Source organism: Hymenobacter lapidiphilus (assembly GCF_013377885.1).
Lineage (GTDB): Bacteria > Bacteroidota > Bacteroidia > Cytophagales > Hymenobacteraceae > Hymenobacter > Hymenobacter lapidiphilus.
Window position 1 is genome coordinate 88518 of sequence record NZ_JABKAU010000014.1, and the last position, 26387, is coordinate 114904.

General features: G+C 57.8%; 19 protein-coding genes and 1 tRNA gene. 10 read left to right on the forward strand and 10 right to left on the reverse strand.

Translation table 11 applies throughout. The annotated features are described in order from the left end of the window. Positions 1–9: 9 nt before the first annotated feature. Together HW554_RS09680 and HW554_RS09685 are read left to right on the forward strand one after the other, a co-directional pair. A complete protein-coding gene (locus tag HW554_RS09680; RefSeq protein WP_176908382.1) occupies positions 10–915 on the forward strand; it encodes a 1-aminocyclopropane-1-carboxylate deaminase/D-cysteine desulfhydrase in 906 nt (301 codons plus the stop codon). Between the two features lie 129 nt (positions 916–1044). Further along, positions 1045–1674 (forward strand): DUF4230 domain-containing protein, encoded by a 630-nt coding sequence (locus HW554_RS09685; RefSeq protein WP_176908383.1) that lies wholly within the window; start codon positions 1045–1047, stop codon positions 1672–1674. A 259-nt stretch (positions 1675–1933) separates the two neighbouring features. Here HW554_RS09685 and HW554_RS09690 read toward each other — a convergent pair whose 3' ends face one another. After that, a complete protein-coding gene (locus HW554_RS09690; RefSeq protein WP_176908384.1) occupies positions 1934–2437 on the reverse strand; it encodes a regulatory protein RecX in 504 nt (167 codons plus the stop codon). A 177-nt stretch (positions 2438–2614) separates the two neighbouring features. Here HW554_RS09690 and HW554_RS09695 point away from each other — a divergent pair, with 177 nt between their 5' ends. Further along, positions 2615–5263 carry a DUF5686 and carboxypeptidase regulatory-like domain-containing protein gene (locus HW554_RS09695; RefSeq protein ID WP_176908385.1) on the forward strand — a complete coding sequence of 883 codons (2649 nt, stop codon included), beginning with the start codon at positions 2615–2617 and terminating at the stop codon, positions 5261–5263. 107 nt (positions 5264–5370) lie between these two features. Here the strand turns inward: HW554_RS09695 and HW554_RS09700 are convergent, their stop codons facing one another. Next, positions 5371–5658: a DUF4834 family protein gene (locus HW554_RS09700; RefSeq protein WP_176908386.1), complete on the reverse strand. Its 288-nt coding sequence runs from the start codon at positions 5656–5658 to the stop codon at positions 5371–5373. Between the two features lie 24 nt (positions 5659–5682). Beyond that, positions 5683–6435: an FkbM family methyltransferase gene (locus HW554_RS09705; RefSeq protein WP_176908387.1), complete on the reverse strand. Its 753-nt coding sequence runs from the start codon at positions 6433–6435 to the stop codon at positions 5683–5685. A 133-nt stretch (positions 6436–6568) separates the two neighbouring features. On the opposite strand from HW554_RS09705, the gene HW554_RS09710 reads away from it, so the two are divergent. From HW554_RS09710 to HW554_RS09725, 4 genes are all read left to right on the forward strand, one after another. After that, positions 6569–6641, forward strand: a tRNA-Thr gene (locus HW554_RS09710). Positions 6642–6820: 179 nt separating this feature from the next. Then, positions 6821–7672: a DUF5694 domain-containing protein gene (locus HW554_RS09715; protein ID WP_176908388.1), complete on the forward strand. Its 852-nt coding sequence runs from the start codon at positions 6821–6823 to the stop codon at positions 7670–7672. Between the two features lie 308 nt (positions 7673–7980). Next, positions 7981–9366 (forward strand): AAA family ATPase, encoded by a 1386-nt coding sequence (locus HW554_RS09720; protein WP_176908389.1) that lies wholly within the window; start codon positions 7981–7983, stop codon positions 9364–9366. Then, complete coding sequence (locus HW554_RS09725) at positions 9353–10207, forward strand: DUF4435 domain-containing protein (RefSeq protein ID WP_176908390.1); 855 nt, start codon at positions 9353–9355, stop codon at positions 10205–10207. The genes HW554_RS09720 and HW554_RS09725 overlap by 14 nt, the downstream gene beginning before the upstream one ends. 80 nt (positions 10208–10287) lie before the next feature. Here the strand turns inward: HW554_RS09725 and lpdA are convergent, their stop codons facing one another. Together lpdA and HW554_RS09735 are read right to left on the reverse strand one after the other, a co-directional pair. Continuing rightward, entirely contained in the window at positions 10288–11694 is a 1407-nt protein-coding gene (lpdA, locus tag HW554_RS09730; RefSeq protein ID WP_176908391.1) for a dihydrolipoyl dehydrogenase, read from the reverse strand. Between the two features lie 239 nt (positions 11695–11933). Continuing rightward, positions 11934–13616, reverse strand: a complete 1683-nt coding sequence (locus tag HW554_RS09735) for a M1 family metallopeptidase (protein ID WP_246285179.1) — start codon at positions 13614–13616, stop codon at positions 11934–11936. A 362-nt stretch (positions 13617–13978) separates the two neighbouring features. Between HW554_RS09735 and HW554_RS09740 the strand changes: the two genes are divergently transcribed. Both HW554_RS09740 and HW554_RS09745 read left to right on the forward strand, forming a co-directional pair. Then, positions 13979–14914, forward strand: a complete 936-nt coding sequence (locus HW554_RS09740; protein WP_176908392.1) for an EamA family transporter — start codon at positions 13979–13981, stop codon at positions 14912–14914. Positions 14915–15140: 226 nt separating this feature from the next. Then, positions 15141–15530, forward strand: coding sequence for a group III truncated hemoglobin (locus HW554_RS09745; protein ID WP_176908393.1), 390 nt, complete (start codon positions 15141–15143; stop codon positions 15528–15530). Between the two features lie 145 nt (positions 15531–15675). On the opposite strand, the gene HW554_RS09750 is transcribed toward HW554_RS09745, so the two are convergent. The 5 genes from HW554_RS09750 to HW554_RS09770 all read right to left on the reverse strand — a co-directional run bounded on the left by HW554_RS09750 (position 15676) and on the right by HW554_RS09770 (position 23871). After that, entirely contained in the window at positions 15676–16404 is a 729-nt protein-coding gene (locus tag HW554_RS09750) for a bacteriorhodopsin (RefSeq protein WP_176908394.1), read from the reverse strand. Between the two features lie 156 nt (positions 16405–16560). After that, on the reverse strand, positions 16561–18210 hold the full coding sequence (gene odhB, locus HW554_RS09755) for a 2-oxoglutarate dehydrogenase complex dihydrolipoyllysine-residue succinyltransferase (RefSeq protein ID WP_176908395.1): 1650 nt from the start codon (positions 18208–18210) through the stop codon (positions 16561–16563). A 103-nt stretch (positions 18211–18313) separates the two neighbouring features. Then, a complete protein-coding gene (locus HW554_RS09760; RefSeq protein ID WP_176908396.1) occupies positions 18314–21163 on the reverse strand; it encodes a 2-oxoglutarate dehydrogenase E1 component in 2850 nt (949 codons plus the stop codon). Between the two features lie 286 nt (positions 21164–21449). Beyond that, positions 21450–22685, reverse strand: coding sequence for a chromate efflux transporter (gene chrA / locus HW554_RS09765; protein ID WP_246285180.1), 1236 nt, complete (start codon positions 22683–22685; stop codon positions 21450–21452). Positions 22686–22893: 208 nt separating this feature from the next. Then, positions 22894–23871, reverse strand: a complete 978-nt coding sequence (locus tag HW554_RS09770) for an isopenicillin N synthase family dioxygenase (protein WP_176908397.1) — start codon at positions 23869–23871, stop codon at positions 22894–22896. A 412-nt stretch (positions 23872–24283) separates the two neighbouring features. Here HW554_RS09770 and HW554_RS09775 point away from each other — a divergent pair, with 412 nt between their 5' ends. Further along, positions 24284–26329: an OmpA family protein gene (locus tag HW554_RS09775; RefSeq protein ID WP_176908398.1), complete on the forward strand. Its 2046-nt coding sequence runs from the start codon at positions 24284–24286 to the stop codon at positions 26327–26329. Positions 26330–26387 lie beyond the last annotated feature (58 nt).

The window sequence follows — 26387 nt, forward strand, 5'->3', positions numbered from 1 at the left end:
TTTCCCAACATGAACTCACAGGCTCCCGAACTCATCATTTCCGAACTTGGCGAGCACCACGGCGTGCAGTTCCTGCTGGCCCGCGACGAGCTGACGCACCCGGAGCTGCCGGGCAACAAGTGGCGCAAGCTGAAGCACAACCTGCAGGAAGCCGACCGGCTGGGGCTGAACACGCTGCTGACCTTCGGCGGGGCCTATTCCAACCACCTGGCGGCCGTGGCGGCAGCGGGCCGCCTGCTGGGCCGCCGCACCGTGGGCTTCGTGCGCGGCGACGAGCTGGCCAGCCGGCCCCTCAACTCCACCCTAACCCGCGCCCGCGCCGACGGCATGGAGCTGCACTTCCTCGACCGCGAAACCTACCGCCGCAAGCACGAGCCGGAAGTGCTGACCGCTTTTCTGCGCGAAACGGGCCCGGCTTACGTGTTGCCCGAAGGCGGCACCAACGCCCTCGCCCTGCCCGGCTGTGCCGAGCTGGCCCGCCAGCTGCTGGCCCGCACCACTTTCGACGTGCTGGCCGTGGCCTGCGGCACCGGTGGCACGCTGGCCGGCCTGCTCACCGGCCTCGACGGCCAGCGCCAGGCCCTGGGCGTAGCCGCCCTCAAAGGCGCCGATTTCCTGCGCGCCGATATAGACCAGCTCACCCAACAGGCCACCGGCCGCACATACACCAACTGGGAGCTGCACACCGACTACCACGGCGGTGGTTACGCCCGTCTCTCGCCGGAGCTGCGGCAGTTTATCGGCGGGTTCCAACAGCGTCACGGCATCCTGCTCGACCCGATTTACACCAGCAAGTTGCTTTTCGGGATGTTTGATTTAGCGGCGAAGGGCCATTTCCAGCGCGGCAGCACGGTTATGGCCATCCACACCGGCGGCCTGCAGGCCTGGGGCGGGTTTGGGGGCGCGCCGGGCTAAGTGAGCTTCACGCTGCAGGCGCATGCCCTGCAGATGGAGGAAGCCGGCTAAACGCCTGAAGCTTGGGTTCAATTCGCCGTCAGACGTGTTTCGCACGTATCATACCTGAACTCAATTACTCCTTACCTGATGCCCCAACTACTGCGCCGCCTGTTGCCACTGCTGTTTCTGGTAGGACTAGGGTGGTTTCTCTGGACCAAAGTGCGCCCCGCGCTGGCCGACTTCGAGAACCCGCTCGACCCCGCGCCCCGCGTAACCGTCACCCATAATACGGTGCTGCAAAAGGTGGAGGCGCTGGGCCGCATGGAGCTGGTGCGCTACGAGTTCCGCGACGTGGTGGAGTATAAAAAGAGCACCTACCGCTTCCTGCCCGACGCCAAAGTGGCCCTCATTGTGGCCGGCAACGCCATCGGCTGCCTCGATTTGCGCAAGCTGCGCCCTCAGGATGTGGTGCTGGAAGGCGACTCGATAGTGCGCGTAGCCCTGCCGGCGCCCGAACTGTGCGTGTGGCAGATTGACCACAGCAAAAGTAAAGTCTACAGCATCGAAAACGGCTTTTTCCAGGATGCCGAGCTGGTGGATGCCGGCTACAAGTACGCCGAGCAGAACGTGCGCCGCGCCGCCCTCAACTCCGGTATTCTGGCCCAGACCGAGCAGAACGCCCAGCAAATCCTCAAGCCCATGCTCGAAACCATGACCGGCCGCCGGGTGATTTTGAGTCGACAGATGCAGAACCCGCAGCTACCGGCGAAGCAATAAGAACGGTGTAGGGGCGGGGCTTGTCCACGCCCGCCGTTGAACAGAATCGTTGGGATAGTGAAGCTGTTTAGGAAGTCAACTAGAACGTCATGCTGAGCTTGTCGAAGCATCTCTACTGCTTTGTAGTGGGGCGTTCAACGAGGCAGTAGAGATGCTTCGACAAGCTCAGCATGACGTTCATTTAAATAGCAGACACTTCCTAAACAGCTTCAGTACATACGGCGGGCGGGGACAAGCCCCGCCCCTACATCGTTCTGGCTTACTCGTCGTCGTCCTCAGGCTCTTTGCCCAAATCATCGAGAGCCATTTTAATCAGGTCCTGCTCGTAGCCTTTGCCCATCAGGTATACCTGTATTTTCTGGCGACGCTTGCCGGGGTGGCGCTCCTTTTCCTGGCGGTCCTTCTTTTCGAGCAGGTCCACTAGGTTCTGGTAGTACTGGTCGCCGTCGATTTCCTTCATGCCCGACTTGATGCAATAGTCGGAAATACCTTTTTGCTTGAGCTCCTGCATAATGCGGCGGCGCCCCCACTTCTTCTGGCTGTAGTGGCCGCGCACGTATGCTTGGGCGAAACGCTCTTCGTCGAGCAGCTTTTCGCGGCTCAGACGGATGATGATTTCGCCCGCTTCGTCTTCGTTGAGGCCGTAGCTGCGCAGCTTGGACTCCACCTCCTTCTGGTAGCGCTCCTGATAGGCGCAGAACTCGGCAATTTTGCGCAGGGCCTCGGTGGGGGTGTAAAACTTGGGAGCGGCGGGTTTGAACATAGCGGGCGGCTTCGAAAAGTTGGGAGCGAAACAAGATACAGACCTCAACAACAAGCCGCTCAAAATAGCTCACCGGCTGCTTCGGAAGCTACTTTCTTTTGCCGACGGACTACCCCTGGGCAACTGTAAATCAATTGTTTTGCTCTTACTTGCATGGTCTGTTATTCTACGCCTCGTATGCCCCTGCTGTATTTGCGCCCTGCCGTTGTGTTTCTGTTGCTACTGAGCACCTTGCTGGCCGGGCCGGCCTGGGGCGGGGTGGTGCGCGGCCGCCTCTCCGACCCCAAGGGCGAGGGGCTGGCCTTCGCCAACGTGGCTGTGCGCGGCACCACCACCAGTACCGCCGCCAACGAGCAGGGCAACTACCAGCTGCGCCTGGCGGCCGGCACCTACGAGTTGGTGTTTCAGTACGTGGGCTACCGGCCCAGCCTGCAAACGGTGCGCGTAGCCGGCGGCGACACGGCCACGGTGCTCAACGTGACGCTACAGCCCGAAAACTACCAGCTACGCGAAGTGGTGGTACGCGGCTCCGACAAAGACCCCGCCTACGCCATCATTCAGCAGGCCATGCAGTGGCGCCGCTACCACGAGCGCGAAGTGGCGGCCTTCAAAGCCCGCACCTACGTGAAAACGCTGGCCCGCTTCTCCGACGTACCGGGCAAGATTTTGGGTCTCGTGAAAGTGGGCCCCGACATCAAGCCGGGCATTTTTTACCTCTCCGAATCGGTGTCGGAGCTGAGTTTCCGGCAGCCCAACGTGGTGCAGGAGCGCATGATTTCTTCGCGGGTGAGCGGCGACGCCCGGGGCATGAGCTTCAACCGCGTCGGGGCCGGCGAGGGCCTCAATTTCTACCAGAACCTGCTAAAAGCCCGCTTTTCGGAGCGCGGCTTTGTGTCGCCGATTGCCAGCAACGCCTTTCTGTTTTACCGCTACGAACTGGAGGGCAGCAGTCAGCGGGATGGCCTGCTGATTCATAAAATCAAAGTAACGCCGCGCCGGAGCGCCGACCCGGTATTTGCCGGCCACATCTACGTGGTCGATGGCACCTGGCGGCTGCAGTCGGTGTCGCTGGATTTGAGCAAGAGCGCGCAGATTGATTACGTCGACCGCCTGCACATCGAGCAGCTGTTTGTGCCCGCGCCGGGGCCGTCGGATGTGTGGGTGATGCAGTCGCAGCGGATTACGGTGAACTTCACGGCCTTCGGTTTCAAGGGCAGCGGCTACACGACGGCCGTGCTCTCCAACTACCGCGTTACGCCCACCTTCCCCAACCGCCCTGCTCCTACCCTGGCCCCCACGCCCCCGGTGGCCGACGATGCGCCCGTAACCCGCGAAACCGTGGCCGACGTGAAGCGCCAGCGGCCCGACCTGAGCGGCCTGAGCCGGGCCGTGCGTCGCCAGACCAAACAGGCCGAGCAGGCCAGCGCCCGCGACACCAGCGGCGTGGGCCGGCTGCGCAAAGGCGAGGTGATGCTGGTGGAAAAGGCTGCCAATGAGCGCGACACCGCCTACTGGGCCACCATCCGCCCCACGCCGCTCACCGACGAGGAGCAGCTGGACTACCGCGTGAAGGACAGCACCGAGGTCATCCGCAAGTCGCGGCCCTACCAGGACTCGCTGGACCGCAAGCGCAACGAGTTGGGCGTGGGCGAGCTGCTGCTGACGGGCTACACCTACAGCCGCACCTTCGAGAAGCGCAGCTGGTACGTGGCCCCGGTGTTCAACATCCTCAACTACAATACCGTCGAGGGCGTGGTGCTCAACCCCGAGGCCACCTTCACGCAGCGCACCGAAGACCGGCGCACCTGGTCGGTTACGCCGAGTCTGCGCTACGGCTTCAGCAGCGAGCGGCTGAGCCCGAGCGTAACGGCCAGCTGGCAGCGCGACCCTGTGCGGTTGAGCCGGCTGCTGGTGCGGGTGGGCCGCACCGTTGAAAACTTCGACCGTAGCAGCCAGCTCACGCCCTTCATCAACAGCTACTACACGCTGCTCGAAAACCGCAACTACGCCAAGCTCTACCGCCGCGACGGCGCGGCGCTGGGCTACCAGTGGGAGCCGCTCAACGGCCTCACGCTGCTGGCCCGCGCCAGCTACGATGTGCGCCACGAGCTGCAGAACACCACTACCAAACTGCTCCGCGACGCGCCAGACCGCGCCTTTACGCCCAACGAGCCGGTGGCGGCCGAGCTACCCGGCGGCACTGGCTTCGGCAGCAGCCGCGCCCTAAGCACCGAGCTGACGGCCAGCTTCCAGCCCGGCCAGAAGTACATTACGCGGCCCACCGGCAAGTTCAACCTGGGCTCAAAGCTGCCCACTTTCTCCTTTACCTGGCGGCAGGGAATTGGCAGCGTGCTGAGCTCCGATGTGCGCTACACGCTGCTGGAGGCTGGGTTGCGGCAATCGGTGTCGTTTGGTTTGCTGGGCACGAGCAACTACCGGGTGGCGGCTGGCTTCTTCCCCGGCTCACCTCAACTATCCTTCATGGATTTCCGCCACTTCAGCGGCAACCGCACCTACCTGGCCGCCGACTTCAGCCAGTTTCAGCTGCTCGACTACTACCGTTTCAGCACCGCCGACCGGTTTGTGGAGGCGCACTACAACCACCATTTCAACGGCTTCCTGCTGAACAAAATACCGCTGCTACGCCACCTGAAGTGGCAGGAAGTGGCCTCGCTCAACTACCTCACCACGCCCGCCGCCGGCCACTACCTGGAGCTGGGTGCAGGCATCGAACACATCTTCAAAGTCATGCGGGTTGATTTTTACACCAGCCTGCAATCGGGCCGCCGCGCCGGCACCGGCATCCGGGTAGGCCTCGGAATTTAGAACGATGTAGGGGCGGGGCTTGTCCCCGCCCGCCGTCGAACGGAACCTGACGTGGTCGTTCAATGGCGGGCGGGGACAAGCCCCGCCCCTACACCGTTCTTTTTAACTTACTGTTTCACTTCCTCGAAATCGACGTACTCGCCGCCTTTGAACTCCTTGGTATCGGGTTCGGCCTGGGGTGGTACGAAGTCGACGTGGACTTCGCCGGGGGCCGTAGCGGGGCGAGTGGCCGACGGGCGGGGTGGCGGTTGGGTGAACGGGCTCTGCCCGAACTGCTGTCCGAATTTTTGCGCCTGCTTCTTCACCAGTGCCTTCACTGCCCAGCGCAATACCACGGGCAGAATGTAGCGGCTCACGAGCCAGATAACGAGCAGAATTATCAGGAATTTGGCCATGGCAACGAAACCGAAAGGGGCGGCTCAGGAAACAGGTTGAAAATAGAAATCGGCCGTAACGGCGCTGTTGAGCTGCTCTTCGGAGCAGGCTACGAGTTCAGAACGCGCCGAGAGCACAAATGGTTTGTAGCCCAGGCCGGCCAGCAGCGCTACCACCTGCCGGCGGTTTTCAAGGCCATTGAGCTCCGTCTGAATCAGGGGGCGGCAGCGGCGCAGGGTGGCCTGCATGTTGGCAAACACCACCGATTCGAAACCCTCCACATCGCACTTCACGAAATCGAGGCGGGGCAGGTCGGCCAGCAGCTCGTCGGGCACGCGCATGGGCACCTCGTAGGTGCGGGCGTAGATTTCGGTGGGGCTGCTGGCGGCAATTTTGGTCATGCCGTGGTGTAGCAGGCCGGCGCGCTCGGGCGTACCCATCTGCACAGTAGTGTTTTCGCTGCCCAAAGCATACGGCAGCAGCGTGAGGTTGTCGTGGCCGCTAAGCCGCACGTTATCGTGCCAGATGGCCTGGAACGCCGGTATCGGCTCCACGGCCAGCACCCGGCCCGTGGGCCCCACCAGCCGCGAAAGCGCCACCGAGTAGTAGCCCAGGTTGGCCCCGATATCGAGGCACACGAAGCCGGGCCGCACGAGTTTCTTCAGGAAAAACAGCTCGGGATACTTGTTGCGGCCCCAGCCCGCGCCCACCAGCCGCAGATACACGCGGCTCACGAGCCGGATGTAGCGCTCGAAGCCCAGGGTGCGCACCAGCAGTTTACGAATCGATTTTACCATGCTACCCGCAAAGATGCCGCAAAGCCCCGGAACCACCCAAAGCCGGGCCCCGAAAAAAAACGTTGGGCGCTTATGCGGTATGCGTCCGGCTGTCTATATTTGCAGCCCCGGCGGGTCCGCTGCCGGGCTAAGTGCCTCTTTAGCTCAGCTGGTAGAGCAGCTCATTCGTAATGAGCAGGTCGTTGGTTCGAGTCCAATAAGAGGCTCACAGGTTCAAACCCGAAAAACTAGTTTCCCCTCCGGGAAAGCTGTTTTTCGGGTTTTTGCTTTTAGATCCCACCGGCAGCAGTTACACAACGGCAGGCCTGCTGCCCCGAGCCGCACGGGGACTGGATAATCAGTTGTTTGGGGTAGATTTAGTCCCTTTAAACTTCCTTCCTACCCTATGCTTCACCGCGCTTTTCTATTCGTGCTGCTGGCCCTGACCAGCCTCGGCGCCCGTGCCCAAACCAAACCCGCCGAGCTGTTGCTTATCGGCACGTTCCACTACGATAACCCGGGGCTGGACCTGACGAAAGTGACCAGCGTGGACGTGTTAGCGCCGAAAGGCCAGGCCGACCTGGAAATGATGGCGACTAAGATTGCCGCGTTTGGCCCGAAAAAAGTATTCGTGGAGTGGCAGCAAAACGACCAGGCAACTCTTGACGAGCTGTATGCCCACTACCGCAAGGGCGAATACGAAAGCTACATCCGCAGCAAGTACACCGACCCCAGAAAGCTGAATCTGTTCCTCAAAAACGAGATGTTCCAACTGGGCTTCCGGACCGCCAAAAAGGCCAACCTGCCCCGGGTGTACGGCATCGACTACCAGGGCACCAGCTTCCCCTTCGACAGCGTGCAGCAGGCCATCCGGGCGGCGGGCCAGACGGCCATACAGCAACGCATCGATGCGGCCCTCAAAAAGTTTGGCGACGACTTCAACCGCAAAGCCAGCACCATGACGCTGCGGGAATTGATGCTCGACGCCAACACGCCCGCCGACCTGACGGCCAACAAAGGCCTGTACCTCGATATCTTCAACCGGGCCGGCGCAGTCGACAACTACGCCGGCCCCTATCTGGTGTCGGAGTGGTACCGCCGCAACCTCTACATGTACTCCGTGGTGCAGAAACTAACTGAGCCCGCCGACGACAAAGTGATGGTGCTGGTGGGTTCGGGCCACGCCGCCATCATCCGCGACTTCGTGCCCTACGACCCCCGCTTCCGCCTCCGCGAGCTACGCGAGGTGCTGAAGTAACACGGCTAACGACCAGCAAAGCCGGCAGCACCGCCCACAAGGCCAAGCTCCCATCCTAACCCGCCCTCACCGCCATTTTTGTGGCGAGCATGTTTTGTTATGGGTATAGCAACGCTGCTGAGCACATGACTCACTCAGCACATCAGTGCGGATGCACAGAAGCACCAAATAGCATATTCATTAATTTAAAGTAAAATAATTGGCAACCATAAGAGATAGAAGTACATTGCTACATAATCTTCTTCAGCAAAACGAAATAGGACTAAACACAGTTGATCAAAACAATTTGCAACTAAATTAAAATAATCATGAAAATCGTAAGCTTTAATGCTGAAAAAGTCAACGGGTACTTAGATTTCAATATTGATTTCAATGAAACGCTAACTTTCTTGATTGGAATCAACGGCTCAGGCAAAACAACTGCAATTAAATTAATACTTGGCTTATTAAGTCCAAGCTGGATAAACTTGACTCAAATCAAATACGATTTTGCCGAAATAACTTGCATTCTAGACAAAGAATTAATAACTATAAGATCAGAACATATTGATTCTGACAAAATAAAGCTTAGCATTAAATACGAGACAGATAAAATTAGATCTACAACGAGCACAGTAAAGGTACAGGACTTGTCCATAATTCAACCAAGCAATGTATCACGTTTTGAAGTAAGGCAAATTGTCACTAGGTATACCCGTTATGAAACACATTTTGTTGAATTAGATGTAGTAAAGAAAATAAGAGAAATTGCTACCCCAATATTTCTAGGATTAGACAGACGAATTCACCAAGGATCTGAAATAGATTTATTAAGCATGGACTCTTTCATGAGAGAGAGAGATTATACAAATGATATCAAAGGCAATCTGTATGAAAGTTTAATAGAAATAGAAAATTTAATAAAAAAATCTTTTTTAGAATATTCTCAAATACAATCAGAAATTGGAAGCTCTTTAAAAAATAAAATAATAAACTCTTCTTTTGAAATAATACAAAATAGTGAATCAACTGCAGTCAGCACAAAAACCGATACCAATATATTAGATAGAAAATATAAAATAATTGAAGCATCAAAAAGTTTTGAGATACCTGATTTAGAAAATAAAATAATTACATATTTTGATAAATTACATAAAATTCAAAAAGACTTAGCAGATGAGAGCAAGAAAAGTCAAAAAAGTGGAAAGAAATCCGAAGCTTTTATGAATAAACTAGGCCAATGGTTTATAAACATACCTCAATTACAACGAATAGATAGCATTATATCTATATACGAGGATGCACAGAATGAAATCGTGAGTCATTACCGCAAATTCATTGCATTTGAAGCGCTAGCTAATAAATATTTCGAAGAGAATAATAAAAAATTATCTATTAAGAAAAATGGCGAAATTGAGATACAACTTCCTGATGGAAGGCAAAACAGCATCTTTAAACTCTCTTCAGGCGAGAAACAAGTAATAGTGATGTTAGCCCAACTAATCTTTGGTGAGAAAAGAAAAATATTTATAATAGACGAGCCTGAGTTAAGTCTTCATTTAGGGTGGCAAGAAATATTTGTACAGACAATTCAAGAGGCGAGTCCTGATACACAATTTATATTGGCAACCCACTCCCCTAGTATTATAGGAAGTATTGAAAATGAAAAGTATTGCGTTGACCTAACAAAAGAAACAGGATATGCTCAGGTATAAAAGCTCAATAATTCCTACCATCTCTTTGTTTTTTAAATCACAGAATGACGTAGATATTTTTATAGAAGATTCTAACAATGAGGAATTCTATAAAACTCTATTTCATAGACTACTTAACAATAAGAGAATAAGAAAAATAATATCTTGCAAATGCAAGACTGAACTTATAAAGGCTTGCGAGAATGACCAAATTGACAGAAAAAGAAAGCGTATTTATGTTACTGATGGAGATTTAGATTTAATATTTGACAATAACAGAAAAGATTTAAAACATCTACACGTATTAAAAAGATATTGCATAGAGAATTATTTACTTGACGAGGAAGGCATTATAGAGACACTTTATGATAATATCATTTTAAAAAAAGAAGATATAAAAACACAACTTTTATTTGAAAATTGGCTTAAAAGCATCACAAATCCATTATTAGAACTATTTTTCCATTATTCCATAACACATGAACATAAAATGGGAATTAAAACCGTATCAACAACAGTAGGATCATTATGCAAACAATACCGAGGAATTACAGTTTTAGATAATCAAAAAATAGAAGATAAAATACGGGAAATTAGAGAGGAGATTATAAATACTATTGGAGACGATGCTTACAATGAGTCTATATATGCAAAAAGACAGAAATGGCCACCAAACATTATGTCATTAATCACAATCGTATCAGCAAAAGATTACATCCTACCATTATTAACATTTAGGTTTAAAAAAATAAAGGGAAAAGAAACATACAATTTAAAATGGGAGTCACTACGGATTAGATTGGCCAAGACGTGCAACCTTAATTCTTTAGATGATTTAAAAGCATTAATATTATCTGTATAACACAAGCTCAGTAACACAAAAGCGGCCGAAGCTCCCAGGAGCTTCGGCCGCTTTTGTGTTACTGCCGTAAGGCGTTGGCCTTACATGTGGATGGCGCGGTTCTCGGTGGCGGCGAGGCAGGCTTCCTTCATGGCTTCGGCGTAGGTGGGGTGGGCGTGGCTCATGCGGGCCACGTCCTCGGCCGAGGCGCGGAACTCCATGGCCGTTACGGCTTCGGCAATCAGGTCGGCGATGCGCGGGCCCACCATGTGCACGCCCAGGATTTCGTCGGTCGTTTTGTCGGCCAGCACCTTCACGAAACCGTCGAGGTCGCCGGAGGCGCGGGCGCGGCCCGAGGCGCGGAAGGGGAAGTTGCCGGTTTTGTAGGCCCGGCCTTCTTCCTTGAGTTGCTCTTCGGTGTAGCCCACCCCGGCCGCTTCGGGCCAGGTGTACACCACGCCCGGAATGAGCAGGTAGTTGATGTGAGGCTTCTGGCCCACGATGGTTTCGGCCACGAACACGCCCTCTTCCTCGGCCTTGTGGGCCAGCATGGCACCGCGCACCACGTCGCCGATGGCGTAGATGCCGGGCACGTTGGTTTGCAGGTGCGCATCGACCTTGATGCGGCCGCGCTCCTCCATTTCGATACCGGCGGCCTCCAGGTTCAGGCCCGCCGTGTAGGGCGAGCGGCCCACCGCCACCAGGCAGTAGTCGCCTTCCACCTGCACTTCCTCGCCCTTGGGCGTGGTGGCGGTTACCGTTACCACGTCGCCGGCGCGGGTGGCACCGGTTACTTTGTGGCCCAGCATAAACTTGATGCCGATTTTGCTCAGCACCCGCTTCATCTCCTTGCCGATGCTGCCGTCCATGGTCGGCACCAGCGAGTCGGTGTACTCGATAACGGTTACCTCCGAGCCCAGGCGGGCGTAGATGGACGCCATTTCGAGGCCGATAACGCCGCCGCCAATCACGATGAAGCTCTTGGGCACTTCGCGGATGTTGAGGGCCTCGGTGCTGGTGATGATGCGCTCCTTGTCCTGGCTGATGAAGGGCAGCACCGTGGGCTTCGAGCCGCTGGCAATGATGACGTTCTTGGTCTCTAGCTGCTGCTCCTCGCCGCCGTTGGTGGGCACGACTTTGATGTGCGTTTTATCGACGAACGAGCCCATACCGTGGATGACGTCGATTTTATTCTTCTTCATCAGGTACACGATGCCCTCGGTGTTGGCCTTCACCACGCCCGTTTTGCGGTCAATCATCTGGGGCATGTTCACCCGCAAATCGCTCACCTCTATCCCATGCTCCTGGAATACGCTGTGGGCGTTGTGGTAGTGCTCGGTGCTGTCGAGCAGGGCCTTGCTGGGGATGCAGCCCACGTTGAGGCAGGTGCCGCCCAGCGTGTCGTACTTCTCGATAAGGGCGGTTTTGAGGCCCAGCTGGGCGCAACGGATAGCGGCCACATAGCCGCCCGGCCCCGAACCGATGACGGTAACGTCGTATTGATTCATAATCAGGAAATGTCGGTGGAAATCAACTGGGAGCAAAGGTAGCGGTTGCGGCGGGGAATGAGGGAGTGGGGGAATGAGGGAGCAGGAGTAAAAGCACGTGTCATGCTGAGCGAAGCGGAGCGTAGTCGAAGCATCTCTACCGCTTCGTTGCAATCGACAGGATTAGCACTGTGGTAGAGATGCTTCGACTCCGGCTGCGCCTTCGCTCAGCATGACATGTGCTTTCTTCATTCACTCTCCTACTCTACCAGCACCCCGATATAGCAGTTCTCGGTGTCCACCTCCAGGTTCTCCCGGGTCAGCCCCGGCAGGTTTACCGCTTGAAAAGTCGTGGTCAGGGGCAGCGCGACGAAACCGGCATTGCCCTTTACCCGCAAGCGGGCGGGCAGCTCAAAATCGGGAGTGGCGGCAATCCAGCGGGCCATCGGCGGGCCGGTGGCCGGGAAACGAACCTCCAGCACCGGCAGACCGGTGTGGCGCAGGTACTGATCGAAAACGGGCGTCAGGTTCTGGCCGGTTTGCTGGTTGAAGTAATCAACTATCTGCTTGGTGGTCACGGTCTGGTGGTAGAAGGTGCGGCCCAGGCCCCGCAGCAGCTCGCGCCACTTCGCATCGTCGGGCACGTAGCTGGTGCGGATGAGGTGGAGCAGGTTGCTGCCCTTGTCGTACATATCCGACGAGCCCTCCTCATTCACGCCGTAGGGCCCGATGATGGGGCCGTCGTTGCGGATGTTGCGGCGCTGGCCGTGGATGTACTGGCGGGCGGCATCCTTGCCAAACTGGCTTTCCACAAACAGCGCCTCCGAGTAGGTCGTGAAGGCCTCGTGCACCCACATATCGGCAATGTCTTTGGTCGTGATGTTGTTGCCGAACCACTCGTGGCCGCTTTCGTGGATGATGATGAAGTCCCACTTCAGCCCCCAGCCGGTGCCCGAGCGGTCGAGGCCGCGGTAGCCGTTTTTGTATTCGTTGCCATAGGCCACGGCGCTCTGGTGCTCCATGCCCAAGTGGGGCGTTTCTACCAGCTTGTAGCCGTCCTCATAAAACGGGTAGGGACCGAACCAGTATTCCATACTCTTGAGCATGGGCTTCACGTTCTCGCCGAACTGCTTTTTGGCCTTGGCCAGATTCTCGGGCAGCACCCAATAGTCGAGCGTCAGCGGGCCTTTCTCACCGGCGTAGGTATCCTGAAAGTGCGCGTAGTTGGCCACGTTCAGGGCCACGTTGTAGTTGTTGATGGGGTTGCTCACGAACCAGTCGAAACGGGTGGCGCCTCCCTTAAGCTTAGTGGTGCGGCGCAGGCGGCCGTTGGATACGTTGGTCAGGCCCTTAGGCACGGTTACGCTGATGAGCATGGAGTCGGGTTCGTCGGCCTGCTGGTCTTTGCAGGGCCACCAGATGCTGGCGCCCACGCCCTGGCACGCGGTAGCTACCCAGGGCTGACCCGCGCCATGTTCGGCAAACACCAACCCGCCGTCCCAGGGTGCGTTCTTAGCTACCGTCGGCTGGCCGCCATAGTACACCGTGAAGCTGGCCTGCTGGCCCTGCCGGATGGGCGCGGGAAACGTGACGAACACCGCGTTGAACTCGCGGGTAAACGGCAGCTCCCGGCCCTGGTACTCCACCTTCTCCACGGCCAGGTTGGCAAACAAGTCGAACTGCAGCTGCGTGAAGTCGCGGGTGGCCGTAAGCCGGAACTCGTTGGAGCCCCGGATAGCCCGCCCGGCCACATCGAGCCGCACATCGAGGTGGTAGTAGCTGATGTCGTAACAGCTCCGCAGCGGCGAGTTGTAGTTGCCCCGCAACGAGTCGGCGCGGCTGAAACCGGCTGGCTCGGCACCTACCTGCAGCAGCTGGGCCCGAGCAGCCGGAGCAGCGGCGCTCAGCAGCAGAAGAGTAAATAGAAACAGCAGACGCAGCATGAGGCAGAGAGGTTTGTAGGAGCAGCCAGGACGGTGTAGAGACGCAACCCTTTGCGCCTCGTCGGTTAACGACGGTATAGCAAAGGTCAGCAACGACGAACCGCCAACTATTACGGCCCTTCTATGAATGGCAGAACGCAATGGTCAATGTCAGCAACGACGAGACGCAAAGGATTGCGTCTCTACACCGTTTTTTAGCCACCCAATCTTCTGGAATGAAGAATCAAACGGCTGGGGCTACAGACCCGGCCAAGCGCACGACGTTGCGCGGACACCGGGGCGCAAAATACGGTGCCGGCCCTGTTTAGCAGGCCGCCGCCAGCCAAAAGGGCCGTAGTTTTGCGCATATTTTCCTTCGTGCTATGCCGGCTTCCGCGCCCACCGCTTCCCGTTCGCTTATTCTGTTGGCGCTGCTGGCGTTGTATCTCATCTGGGGCTCCACTTACCTGGCTACCAAAATTGCGCTGGGCATCTGGCCGCCGTTCCTGCTCTCGGCCATGCGCTACCTGCTGGCAGGCACGCTGCTTTATGGCGCTCTGCGGCTCAGCGGCTCGCCCGCTCCTTCGCGGCAAGACTGGTGGCGGGCGGCCATCATGGGCATATGCCTGCCGGTGTTCGGCAATGGCGGTACCACCTTCGCGCAGCAGTACATTCCGTCGGGCATGACGGCCCTGCTGGTGGCCGCGGTACCCATGTACCTGGCACTCCTGGGCTGGGCGTCCGGCCTCACAGCCCGGCCCAACGCTAAGGTGCTGCTGGGCCTCGTGCTGGGCGTGGTCGGGCTGCTGCTGCTGCTCAAAACCGACAGCACCGCCCCGGTCCTGATTCCCGGCCACGCCCTGCTCGGCATCGGCGCGGTACTGGTAGGCTCGTTTATGTGGGCCGTGGGGTCGCTCTACTCCCGCCAGAAACCCATCGGGGGCTCACCCTTTGTGGGCGTGGGCATGCAGATGCTGTGCGGGGGCTTTTACCTGTCGATTATCGGGCTGCTACATGGCGAGGCCTCGTCTTTCCACGTTGATGAGGTGCCGCTCAAAATTTGGGGGGCCCTGGCGTATCTGGTTGTATTCGGCTCCATCATTGCCCTCTCGGCCTATGTGTGGCTGCTGAAAGTAGTCGAGCCGACGCTGGCCGGCACCTACGCCTTCGTCAATCCGGTGGTGGCGCTGCTGCTGGGCTGGCTGTTTGCAGGCGAAACCCTGAACACCGGCATGCTGGGCGGCGCGGCCCTGATTGTGGCCGCTGTGGCCTTGGTAGTGCTGGGCGGCAAGCAGCGCCAGCCCCGCAAGCTGGCCTGAAGCCGGACAGTAGCCCCCATCACCCGGACAAGCTGCCAGTCAGGCGCTTGCGTTTAACCACTTAGGATTATCGGGTGCTCAAAAGCCCTGCTGCAGCGTAGCACCAGCTGTCAATTACATTAAAAAAGGAAAGAAAGGAACGATGCCGGTTTTTGTAGCGAATGACACGCAACCTGCGTAAATTCGCTACGTACTAGCAACCCCACCCGTTCTCACTTTCCGGCCTATGAAAACGTCTGCTACCCGCCCCGACATTTGCACCGAAGGCGACATCAAAACGCTCGTCGATTCGCTTTGCTACAAGGCCACCCACGACACGCTGCTGGGAGCCAGTTTCGCCGCCGCCGCCCGTATCCACTGGCCCCACTACCTCACGTCGCAATACCGCTACTGGAGCTGCTCGCTGCTCGGGGCCGGTACGCCCGAGGGCGAGGCACTGCCCGAGCAGGTAGCACTGCCGCGCGGCGGGGCTCACATCGAGCACTGGCTGCAGCTGTTTTCGTCCACTGTCGAGGAGTATTTTGCCGGCTCCAAGGCCGAGCAGGCCAAGCAGCTGGCTGGCCAAATGGTTACGCGCCTTAAAGCCATACGCAGCCGCGAGCTACCCGTCGATTAGTCCCCTTTACCGCTTCTGGCCACCAGCCAGTGCTGCGGCAACAGCTGATGGCAGCTTACATTTTCAGCTAAAAAGGCGAGGGCCCCGGTACCAAAGTACCGGGGCCCTCGCCTTTTAACTTCTTGCGTCAACCGCGCCGGAGCGCTTAGACTGCTACCGGAGCCTTATGGTGTTTGGGAGGCCGGCGCGATGCCAGGTCGCGCAGGTAGCTCAGGTCCAGAATACTGAATCCTACCTTCGAGAGGAAAGGCACGACCACAAACAATAGCGTTTCGATGGTCTGGCCGAACAGGAACAGGCCCGATGGCCCCAGCGCCCAGATAGTGGGGTAGGCAATCCAGAGAACAGTCAGAAAGCTCAACAGCTTGTTGTAGATGCTTCCCAGCTCGACATCGGAGTTGGCCGCCAACTTGCGCAACGGCACCCACAGTAGGTAGAGCACCGCTACAAATGCCCCAACTCCGCACAAAAACCACGTCAGGCGGGCAGTGCTGCTCTCCGATAAATCAGCCAGCAGACCGCACAGAATCATCACCACGTCGGCAGCTACCAAGCCAAAAAGCAGCGTGATGCTCCGCTCGTGCTTGGGCGTGTAGAACATAGCCGTGAAGCCCAGCGCCAGCAGCAGCAGCGGGGTACTCACCACCCAGTCCAGGTACCGGGCGTAATACGTGGTCTGGCCGGCTACCTCAACCGAGCCCTGGCCCAGCGCCATACCCGTGTACGCCAGCGCCGACCAGATAGGAATCAGCATGGCAAGGCTGTACTCATACTGCGGCACATTTTTAGGGTCGCGGCTCCAGATCCAGAACAGCAGCGCGCCGCCCACCATTAAGGCCACGTAAAGCCAATAGAGTAAGGTTTGAGTTTCCATGCAAGGCGTTTAAGTAGGGTGAATGAATAGTAAAAGGCTTTACTGGCAGCAGCACCTTTAAGTTGATTTTAATCCGGTTATGGCGTCAGTCAGCAAAGCAAAAAGCCGGCTTCCACTGGGTGGAAACCGGCTTTTTGCTTTTATGCAACAAAGAATTTATACGCCCAGCAGCAAACGGGCCGGGTCTTCGAGCAGCTCTTTCACGCGCACCAGGAACGACACCGACTCGCGGCCGTCGATGATGCGGTGGTCGTAGCTCAGAGCCAGGTACATCATCGGGCGGATAACCACCTGGCCGTTCTCGGCAATGGGGCGCTGGATGATGTTGTGCATACCCAGAATGGCCGACTGCGGGGCGTTGATGATAGGCGTGCTCATCATCGAGCCGAACACACCGCCGTTGGTGAGGGTAAACGTGCCGCCGGTCATCTGTTCCAGCGTGAGCTTGTTGTCGCGGGCCAGCGTAGCCAGCCGCACCACTTCCTTCTCGATGCCCTCGAAGCTCAGCGCCTCGGCGTTGCGGATAACCGGCACCACCAGCCCTTTCGGGGCCGATACGGCAATGCTGATGTCGCAGAAGTCGTTGTACACGATGTCGGTACCATCAATCTGCGCGTTTACGCTCGGCCACTCCTGGAGGGCCACGCACACAGCCTTGGTGAAGAACGACATGAAGCCGAGACCCACACCGTTTTTCTCCTTGAACTTATCCTTGAACTTGGTGCGCAGGTCCATGATGGGCTGCATGTTCACCTCGTTGAAGGTGGTGAGCATGGCCGTTTCGTTTTTCACCGTTACCAGGCGGCGGGCCACCGTCTTGCGCAGGTTACTCATCCGCTCGCGGCGCACGTTGCGGTTGCCGGTGGGCTCGGTACCTGCGGCCGGCGCGCTGTTGCCGGCCGGAGCTGGTGCAGCTTTCGGGGCCGCAGCAGCCGGGGCAGCAGGCCTAGCCGAAGCGTTCTGGGCATCTTCCTTCGTGATGCGACCGTCGCGGCCAGTGCCCGACACGTCGGCAGCGTTGATACCTTTCTCACCCAGAATTTTACCGGCCGCCGGTGAAGGCGTACCCGTAGCGTAGGAGTTGCTGCCGGTGCCAGCTGCCGCGTTGGTCGCGGGAGCCGCCGTAGCTGCCGCCGCTTTCGGAGCGTCTGCCTTTGGAGCAGCGCTGGCGCCGCTACCGCCTTCAATGCGGGCAATAGTAGCCCCTATGCTGATGGTTTCGCCTTCCTGAGCCGCGTGGCGCAGCGTGCCGGCCGCCTCAGCAGGCAGCTCAAACGTGGCCTTATCCGACTCCAACTCGGCAATGATTTCGTCGCGCTCCACCGTGTCGCCGTCGGCTTTCAGCCACTTGGCCACGGTTACTTCGGTAATGGATTCGCCCACAGCCGGAATGGTCATCTCAACGGTTGCGCCGCCGCCTGCCTGCCCGGTAGTACCGGTAGCGGCCGCGCCGCCCTCGGGCTTGCCGCCGTAGCCGGCCTGGTCGCTGGCCTGGGGGTTTTCTTCGCCCTTCGTGATGGGGTCGGTGGCGTTGGCCGCAGCAGCCGGGGCCGCTTTGGGAGCCGCAGCGCCGTCGCCGTCGATTTCGGCAATGGTCACACCAATGTCAATAGTTTCGCCCTCCGCTACCTTAATACGGAGCACACCGGCGGTTTCGGCAGGCAGCTCAAACGTGGCCTTGTCCGACTCCAGCTCGGCAATGATTTCATCGCGCTCTACCGTGTCGCCATCAGCTTTCAGCCACTTGGCAATGGTTACTTCGGTGATGGATTCGCCAACGGCGGGGATTTTAATTTCCAGACCCATAGGTGGGGGATTTGAAGGGTTTCGGGAGAGAATAGTTGAGCAAAGCAGCAGCTTTTGAGCATAAGCTAACAGCCACTAGCCATCAGCTAAACGCTCAAAGTAGCTAGTCCTGCTTTTTGGCAATAGCGTTGGTTTCTTCGATTACGTCGTCGGCAACGGCATCGGCGGGCTTGTCGAAGGCGCGGCCTACAATGTCTTTCTGCTCCTTGACGTGCACCTTATTGTAGCCGGTGGCCGGCGAAGCCGAGGGCTTGCGCGAAATCACGTCTTCCAGCTCGCGACGCATAAAGCGCAGCAGGTAGTTCCAATAGCCCATGTTCTCGGGCTCCTCCTGTACCCAGTACACCTTGGCTTTGGGGTACTTGGCCAACTCGGCACTCAGCTGCTGTTGCGGGAAGGGGTGCAGCTGCTCCAGGCGCACTAGGGCCACGTCGCGGCGCCCCGACTGCTGCTGCTCATCGAGCAAATCGAAGTACACCTTACCCGAGCACAGCAGCACACGCTTCACCTTTTTGGCCTCGGCGTAGTCGTCGCCGAGCACCTCGCGGAAACGGCCGCTGGTGAAATCCTCCACCGGCGACACGCACAGCGGGTTGCGCAGCATCGACTTAGGCGACATAACGACGAGCGGCTTGCGGAACTCCCAGGTCAGCTGCCGGCGCAGGGCGTGGAAGAAGTTAGCCGGCGTGGTGAGATTGGCTACGACGATGTTGTTTTCGGCCGCCAGCTGCAGGAACCGCTCGGGGCGGGCGTTGGAGTGCTCGGGGCCCTGGCCCTCGTAGCCGTGGGGCAGCAGCATCACGAGGCCATTCATGCGCTGCCACTTGCTTTCCGAGCTCACAATGAACTGGTCAATCATAGTCTGGGCACCGTTGGCAAAGTCGCCGAACTGGGCCTCCCACACTACCAGGGCCGTGGGGTTGGCCATGGCATAGCCGAACTCAAAACCCAGCACCGCATATTCGCTTAGCAGCGAGTTGTAGATGCGCAGGGTTTCCTGGCCTTCGGCAATGTGGTTGAGCGAGTTGTAGGGAGCCGACGTTTCGGCGTCGTGTAGCACGGCGTGGCGGTGCGAGAACGTGCCACGCTGCACATCCTGGCCGCTTACGCGCACAATGCGCTTATCGAGCAGCAATGAGCCGTAAGCCAGCAGCTCGGCGGCCGCCCAGTTTAGCACGCGGGTTTCGAAGAACATCTTGCGGCGCTCCTCCATCAGCTTATCAATCTGCTTGAGCGGCCGGAAGCCCTCGGGCAGCTTGGTCAGGGCGGTGCCCACCTTGGCCAGGGCTTCCTCGCTGATACCGGTTTCGGGGCTTTGCGCGAAATCGGCAGAGGTGCTGCGGCGCAGGCTGCGCCACTCGTTTTCCAGGGGCTGATATTGGTAGGGCAGCGCCTGCTGCTTCACCAGATCCAGGCGGGCCTGCAGCGTGTCGCGGAACTCCTTGTCGAGCTCATCGGCCAACTCGGCGTCAATGTCGCCGCGGGCTACCAGCGCGGCGTTGTACACCTCGCGCGGGTTCTGGTGCTTGCTGATGAGGTTGTAGAGCGTGGGCTGGGTAAACTTGGGCTCGTCGGACTCGTTGTGGCCGTGGCGGCGGTAGCACACCATATCAATAAAGATATCGGCATGGAACTCCTGGCGGTACTCGGTGGCCAGCTGCACGGCAAACACCACGGCCTCGGGGTCGTCGCCGTTCACGTGTAGCACCGGCGCATCGATAATCTTGGCCAGGTCGGTGCTGTAAATCGAGGAGCGGCCATCCTCAAAATCGGTGGTAAAGCCCACTTGGTTGTTGATGACGAAATGCACCGTGCCGCCCGTGCGGTAGCCCTCCAGCTGCGACATCTGCGTCAGCTCGTAGCCGATGCCCTGGCCCGAAACGGCCGCGTCGCCGTGGATGAGAATGGGCAGCACCTTGTTGAGGTCGTTGCCATAAGCATGGTCAATTTTAGCCCGCACGAAGCCTTCCACCACCGGATTCACGGCTTCGAGGTGCGAGGGGTTGGGTGCCAGCTTGAGGTTCACCGAGCGGCCATCCACTTCCACCTGGCTGCTGAAGCCCATGTGGTACTTCACGTCGCCATCGCCCATGGTCAGGTCGGGCACGGCCGTACCCTGGAACTCCGAGAAAATCTGCTCGTAGGTTTTGCCCATGATGTTGGCCAGCACGTTCAGCCGGCCGCGGTGGGCCATGCCAATCATCACTTCCTCCACGCCCAGCTCGGCCCCCTTGCGGATGATGGCGTCGAGGGCCGGAATGGTGGTTTCACCGCCTTCAAGCGAGAAGCGCTTCTGCCCCAGAAACTTGGTATGCAGGAAGTTCTCGAACACTACAGCCTCGTTGAGCTTGCTCAGAATCCGCTTCTTGTACTCCTTGCTGGGCTTGAAGCTCAGCGACTCGCGCTCCACCTTGTCGCGGAACCAGTCGAGCACTTTCGGGTCGCGGATGTAGGTGTACTCGAAGCCGATGGTGCGGGTGTAAATCTTCTGCAGCGCATCTACAATCTGGCGGAGCGTGGCGTTATCATCCAGCCCGACAATCACGTTACCACTGCTGAACACCGTATCCAGGTCGGCGTCGCTCAGGCCGAAATCGGCCAGTTGCAGGTGGGCATGGCGGTTTTTACGCTCCCGTACCGGGTTGGTGTTAGCTACCAAATGGCCCCGGCTGCGGTAAGCATAAATCAGATTGCGCACCTGCGTCTGCTTATCCCCCGACTCGCGGTCGACGGAGCGGATGCGCGGAGCATTATTGGTGCTGGCCGGGGTAGCCAGTACGCCTTCGCCATCGGCTTGGGGCAGGTCGCCTTCGGGGAACTGCTGCGAGAAGTCGAAACCCTCAAAAAACTTCTGCCAGCCGAAATCAACCGATTCAGGGTCGTTCTTATACGATTGATAGAGCTGGTCGATGAACTCGCCATTGGCATTGGCGATATAGGAGTACTGGTCCATGCGGTGGGAAATGGTGGAATCAGGGAGTAAAGGTAGAGAGGTTTTCGAAAAGGCTAAAACCTATATGTGCATATACAAATACGACTGACTGTTAGACCTATAAAAAAACACCCCGATAAATCGAGGAGTCATTCAGTTAAAGCTATTGAATTAAATACGGTCGGCAGCCTTATATGTTGAATCGGGCCTAAGGCAATCCATACTTACCTGTATGCAGGTAGAGGATGTGTGCGCCTGTAGTCTGTACGACCACAAAATGCGGGCCAGCAGCAACTCAACACCCTATTTAAACAACCAGCCCAGCTGCCAGCGCCACCCCCACAATGATGTAGGCTGGCACTCTATCCCAGAGCAGCAGTAGAAAAGTGGCGCCGATAAGGCCCAGGTTAACCGTTGTATCGGGCAGCGGGTGGTAGAGCAGGAAGGTAGCGGCCCACACAAAGCCCGCCGACACAGCGTTGATGCCTTCGAGCGAGGCTTTCACCACCCGGAAACGCTTGAGCTGGTCCCAGAAGCGAATCAGGAAGAAGATGAGCAGCGTACCGGGCATGAAAATACCCGCCGCGCCCACCAGTGCGCCCAGCAATTGCCCACTCAGGCCGCTGCCTTCGCCGCGCATGGCCAGCGCCCCAATGTAGGCGGCAAACGAGAAGTTGGGTCCCGGAAGCGCCTGTACCAAGCCAAGGCCCGACAAAAACTCTTCGGAGGTGAGATACCCTTTGAACTCGACGAACTCGGTGTATAGCAACGGGGCCAGCACCTGCCCCCCCCCAAACACGAGGCTACCGTTGCGGTAGAAGTTCTCGAACAGGCGCACCGGCAGCAGTTGCGTGTACTGGCCCAGCACGGCGGCCCCAATCAACACCCCCAGCCAGAGCACGAAGTTGGCCCACTCAATCTGCATGGGCTGTTTTTCCTGCCGGGGCATTTTGCGGTAGCGGAAGGTGGTAATCAGGCCCCCGGCCAGTAGCAGGATGGGCATCAGCCAGGGCACCTGCACGGCGTACACCAGCAGGGCCGACAGCACCAGCAGCCCCACGGCGGTTTTGGTATGAATAACCTTCCGGGCAATGGTGTAAGCCGAATAGGCCACAAAGCCCACGGCCACCGGCTGCACGTACTGTACCAGCCGCATCACCAGCTCTTTATCGAGGTAACTCACCGACAGGCCCGCCACCGTCATGATACACACGGCTGGCAGCATCCAGACCAGCAGCGTGAGATAGGCCAGGTTGGGGCCACCGAGCCGGAAGCCGATGGCCGTAATGGTTTGCGTAGAAGAGGGCCCGGGCAGAATCTGGCACAGGGCCATGAGTTCCAGCAACTCGGGGGCCGTCAGGTAACGGCGCTTGTCTACCAGCAGGCGCAGCATCATGGCCACGTGGGCCTGGGGGCCGCCAAAAGCGGTGAGGCCCAGCGAGGCCACATCCTTGAGAAAGATGAGGTTGCGCCCGCGCTTCACCTGCCGGCGGCACTCCGGCGGCGAAGCCAGCTTCTTATCGTCGGGGGTGGGCGCGTTCAAAAGAAAAGGGCGCGGGGCATGAGTGAAGGCCGACCAAGATACGCCTTCTTGCAAATGTAGCGCAGCTTGAGAAAGCCAAGCGGTTCAAAAGGCGGCGCCAACGGTGGCAAAATGCGGCTGCCTGCACAAGCGGACGGGATGAGTGGCGTAAGGTCGTACGACCTTACGCCACTCATCCCGTCCGCTCTTTACAGCTGTGCTGCTACGCTTATTTCTTCTTCAGGCCCAACTCAATCAGGCGCTCATTCAGAAATTCGCCGGCCGTAATATCAGCCTCCTTCTTAGGATTTTCGGCTGTTACGCAGGTTTCCAGGGCCGCCAGGCTCATTTCGGAGCGCGGGTGCATGAAGAACGGCACGCTGTAGCGCGACGAGTTCATCTTCTCGCGGGGCGGGTTTACCACGCGGTGAATGGTGCTGGTGAGTACGCCGTTTGTCAGGCGCTGGAGCATGTCGCCCACGTTCACCACAATCTGGTCGGGCAGGGCCGTAATGGCAATCCACTTACCATCGCGACGCTTCACCTGCAGGCCATCGGCCGAGGCACCCATCAGCAGCGTAATCAGGTTAATGTCGCCGTGCTCGGCGGCGCGTACGGCATCGGCCGGCACCTCATCGGGGTTTTCGATGGGGTAGTAGTGGATGGGGCGCAGGATGGAGTTGCCGTTGCGCACCTTATCGTCGAAGTAGTTCTCGGGCAGCTCCAGGTACAGGGCAATGGCCCGTAGCACGTCTTTGCCGGCCGATTCGAGGGTACGGTAAGTCAGCAGCGAGGTATCGGCAAAGCTATCTACTTCCGAAGGCCAGATGTTGTCCGGGTACTCGGCCCCGATGGGGTCGTTGGCGTCGTCTACTTCCTGGCCTACGTGGTAAAATTCCTTCAGGTCGCCGGTGTTGCGGCCCTTGGCGTGCTCCTTGCCCTTGCTTACGTAGCCGCGCTGGCCGGCCAGCTCCGGCTTTTCGTATTGCTGCTTCACATCGTCGGGCAGCGAGAAGAAGGCTTTTACGTCGGAATAGAGCTTATCGGTCTGCTCGTTGCTGAGGCCGTGGTTTTTGAGGGCCACAAAGCCGATGCTCTGATACGCCTGGCCTAGCTGTTGAACAAACCGGGCCTTACGCTCGGGGTCGCCGGAGCGGAAATCGGCCAGGTCGAGGGATGGGATTTCGTTGAGCAGTTGCGCTTCCATACAAGTAAAGATGATTGAAAGAAGAGACCAGTATTGGGGCTGCAAGTTACTCAAAACCGGCTGCTATTACAGCGTAAGCAACGGAGTAGAGCGGCAGTCGGCCAGACCCTGTTTTTACGACTTCTGCTGGACCAAGGGCTGCAGCCGGGCGCTGTTTCTTAGAGCCGGGCAGTTAGCTGCAACCGATAGAAAATGAGGCATCAGTCAGCAGTGGAGCCAATAATTGAACTTGATTTTGCATTTTCACGGGGCTAAAGGCCCCCGCGCACGAGGAAGCAGTATCTTTGGGCCTGCTTACCGACACGGGCGAAACTTCCAACGCCTTTCTGGCGTCTTGTAAAAATCCTGAATTCTGTAAGCAGCCCGTACCTCTACTATAGGGGCCGGTTCCGACTTTGACTTGCGCTCGATTATGAACAGTAACACAATACTACTTCTGGGGGGCCTGTTGCTGAGCTGTAGCGGCCTGGCTCAGGCGCAGCACGCCGTATGGGCAGCGAAAGTAGTAGCGGTTTCGTCGCAGAAAGCAGACGGCAAGGAGCCATTCTCGCCCGAAAAGGTACTGGGCGAGCCCAACGCAACGCCCCTGGGCCAAGCCAGCAATGAGGCCTGGATTCCGAAAAAAACAGGCAGCAGCGAATCGATTGAAGTGCGCTTCAGCAAATCGGTTATTGCCCGGCAGGTTTCGGTGGTCGAGAACTTCAACCCTGGCTCCATTACCCGCATTGAACTGGTTGATACGCGCGGCGGCAAGCACGAGGTGTACAAAAACGACTCGCCCGGCCCCATTCCCGAGCAGTTCCGCACCCTGCAGGCAACCTTTGCGGCGGCCACCTACCGTACCATTGGCGTGGTGGTTACGATGAACACCAAGGCCGTGAACGGCGTCAATCAGATTGATGCCATTGGCGTGGCCGATGTGGTGGACACGATGGTGAAGAAGGAGTTCAAGAATGAGGAAAGTGGCGTGAGCTTCGACTCGGCCATGGTGAACCTGGGGCCCAACGTCAACTCCAAGTACGTTGATACCCACCCAGTTATCTCTCCTGACGGCCGCACGCTGTTTTTTGCCCGCCAGGAGAGTCCGCAGAACAGCGGAGGTTCCAACGACGTGCAGGACGTGTGGTTCAGCACGCTGGGCAACGCCGAAAAGAAAGCCTGGAACCCGGCCAAAAACATCGGCAGCCCCATCAACACCCCCCGCGACCCCAACGGCGTGGCCTCGGTATCGGCCAACGGCCAGCAGATGCTGGTTATTGGCGTGTATGAGCCTGACGGGACCATTGTGCCCAAGGGCCCCAGCATGAGCCGGCGCACGGCTACGGGCTGGAGCAAGCCCGTGAAAGTCGAAATTGAGGATTACTACAACGACGATGCTGAGAACGTAGACTTCTTTCTGGCTACTTCGGGCAAAGTAATGCTGATGGCTGTGGACCGCAAAGACGGGCAGGGTGAGCAGGATCTGTACGTGAGCTTCATCAATAAAGACAACAAAAGCTGGAGCCGCCCACGCAACCTGGGTGCCAACATCAACACCAAGAAAGCCGATTTTGCTCCTTTCCTGGCTTCCGATGGCAAGACGCTGTACTTCGCCTCGGAAGGCCGCGGCGGCTACGGCAAGAGTGACATTTTCTACTCCAAGCGCCTCGACGACTCCTGGACCAACTGGACCAAGCCCCGCAACCTGGGCGCGACCGTCAACTCGCCCGACTTTGATGCCTACTACACGGTGTCGGCGGCCGGCGAGGATGCATACCTGGTGTCGGCCCGCAACGGCATCGGCAACTCCAAGGATATTTTCCGCATCTCGCTCAAGCCTACTTTCCGGCCCGAAGTAGTGACGCTGGTGCGCGGCCGGGTACTCGATGCCAGCTCCAAGAAGCCGGTGGCAGCCACCATCCGCTACGAAAACCTGCTAACGGGCGAGGAAATCGGGGTGGCCGAAACCAGCCCCATCGACGGCTCCTACACCATTGTGCTGCCCTCGGGCACGCAGTACGGATACCGCGCCGATGCCAAGGACTACTTGGCCGAGTCGGACAACCTCGATGTAACCGACCGCCAGAAGTATTCGGAGGTAACCCAGGACCTGTACCTGGTGCCTTTTGCAGTGGGCCAGACCATCAAGCTCAACAACATCTTCTTCACCCAAAGCAAGTACTACCTGCGCGAGAATTCCTACCCCGAGCTGCTGCGTCTGGTAGCTATTCTGAAGGAATACCCGCAGATTGAAATCCGGTTGGAGGGCCATACCGACAACCAGGGCGAGCCGCAGCTGAACGTGAAGTTGAGCCTCGACCGCGTGAATGAGGTGAAGAAATACCTGGTGCAGAAAGGTATCAACGGAAGCCGCATCAGTACCGAAGGCTTCGGCGGCGGCAAGCCAGTTGCCAGCAACGACCAGGAGGAAACCCGCAAACTCAACCGCCGCGTCGAGTTCCGGATTACGAAGAAGTAGGATTTTGGTAGCTTCAAGCTACCAGCCACAAGCGGCAAGCTGACTTTCTCTTGACTTA

What these genes read in the sequence shown, in the direction of transcription:
- HW554_RS09680 (WP_176908382.1), top strand. Translation starts at nt 10, where the DNA reads ATGAACTCACAGGCTCCCGAACTCATCATTTCCGAACTTGGCGAGCAC.
- HW554_RS09685 (WP_176908383.1), top strand. Translation starts at nt 1,045, where the DNA reads ATGCCCCAACTACTGCGCCGCCTGTTGCCACTGCTGTTTCTGGTAGGA.
- HW554_RS09690 (WP_176908384.1), bottom strand. Translation starts at nt 2,437, where the DNA reads ATGTTCAAACCCGCCGCTCCCAAGTTTTACACCCCCACCGAGGCCCTG.
- HW554_RS09695 (WP_176908385.1), top strand. Translation starts at nt 2,615, where the DNA reads ATGCCCCTGCTGTATTTGCGCCCTGCCGTTGTGTTTCTGTTGCTACTG.
- HW554_RS09700 (WP_176908386.1), bottom strand. Translation starts at nt 5,658, where the DNA reads ATGGCCAAATTCCTGATAATTCTGCTCGTTATCTGGCTCGTGAGCCGC.
- HW554_RS09705 (WP_176908387.1), bottom strand. Translation starts at nt 6,435, where the DNA reads ATGGTAAAATCGATTCGTAAACTGCTGGTGCGCACCCTGGGCTTCGAG.
- HW554_RS09715 (WP_176908388.1), top strand. Translation starts at nt 6,821, where the DNA reads ATGCTTCACCGCGCTTTTCTATTCGTGCTGCTGGCCCTGACCAGCCTC.
- HW554_RS09720 (WP_176908389.1), top strand. Translation starts at nt 7,981, where the DNA reads ATGAAAATCGTAAGCTTTAATGCTGAAAAAGTCAACGGGTACTTAGAT.
- HW554_RS09725 (WP_176908390.1), top strand. Translation starts at nt 9,353, where the DNA reads ATGCTCAGGTATAAAAGCTCAATAATTCCTACCATCTCTTTGTTTTTT.
- lpdA (WP_176908391.1), bottom strand. Translation starts at nt 11,694, where the DNA reads ATGAATCAATACGACGTTACCGTCATCGGTTCGGGGCCGGGCGGCTAT.
- HW554_RS09735 (WP_246285179.1), bottom strand. Translation starts at nt 13,616, where the DNA reads ATGCTGCGTCTGCTGTTTCTATTTACTCTTCTGCTGCTGAGCGCCGCT.
- HW554_RS09740 (WP_176908392.1), top strand. Translation starts at nt 13,979, where the DNA reads ATGCCGGCTTCCGCGCCCACCGCTTCCCGTTCGCTTATTCTGTTGGCG.
- HW554_RS09745 (WP_176908393.1), top strand. Translation starts at nt 15,141, where the DNA reads ATGAAAACGTCTGCTACCCGCCCCGACATTTGCACCGAAGGCGACATC.
- HW554_RS09750 (WP_176908394.1), bottom strand. Translation starts at nt 16,404, where the DNA reads ATGGAAACTCAAACCTTACTCTATTGGCTTTACGTGGCCTTAATGGTG.
- odhB (WP_176908395.1), bottom strand. Translation starts at nt 18,210, where the DNA reads ATGGGTCTGGAAATTAAAATCCCCGCCGTTGGCGAATCCATCACCGAA.
- HW554_RS09760 (WP_176908396.1), bottom strand. Translation starts at nt 21,163, where the DNA reads ATGGACCAGTACTCCTATATCGCCAATGCCAATGGCGAGTTCATCGAC.
- HW554_RS09770 (WP_176908397.1), bottom strand. Translation starts at nt 23,871, where the DNA reads ATGGAAGCGCAACTGCTCAACGAAATCCCATCCCTCGACCTGGCCGAT.
- HW554_RS09775 (WP_176908398.1), top strand. Translation starts at nt 24,284, where the DNA reads ATGAACAGTAACACAATACTACTTCTGGGGGGCCTGTTGCTGAGCTGT.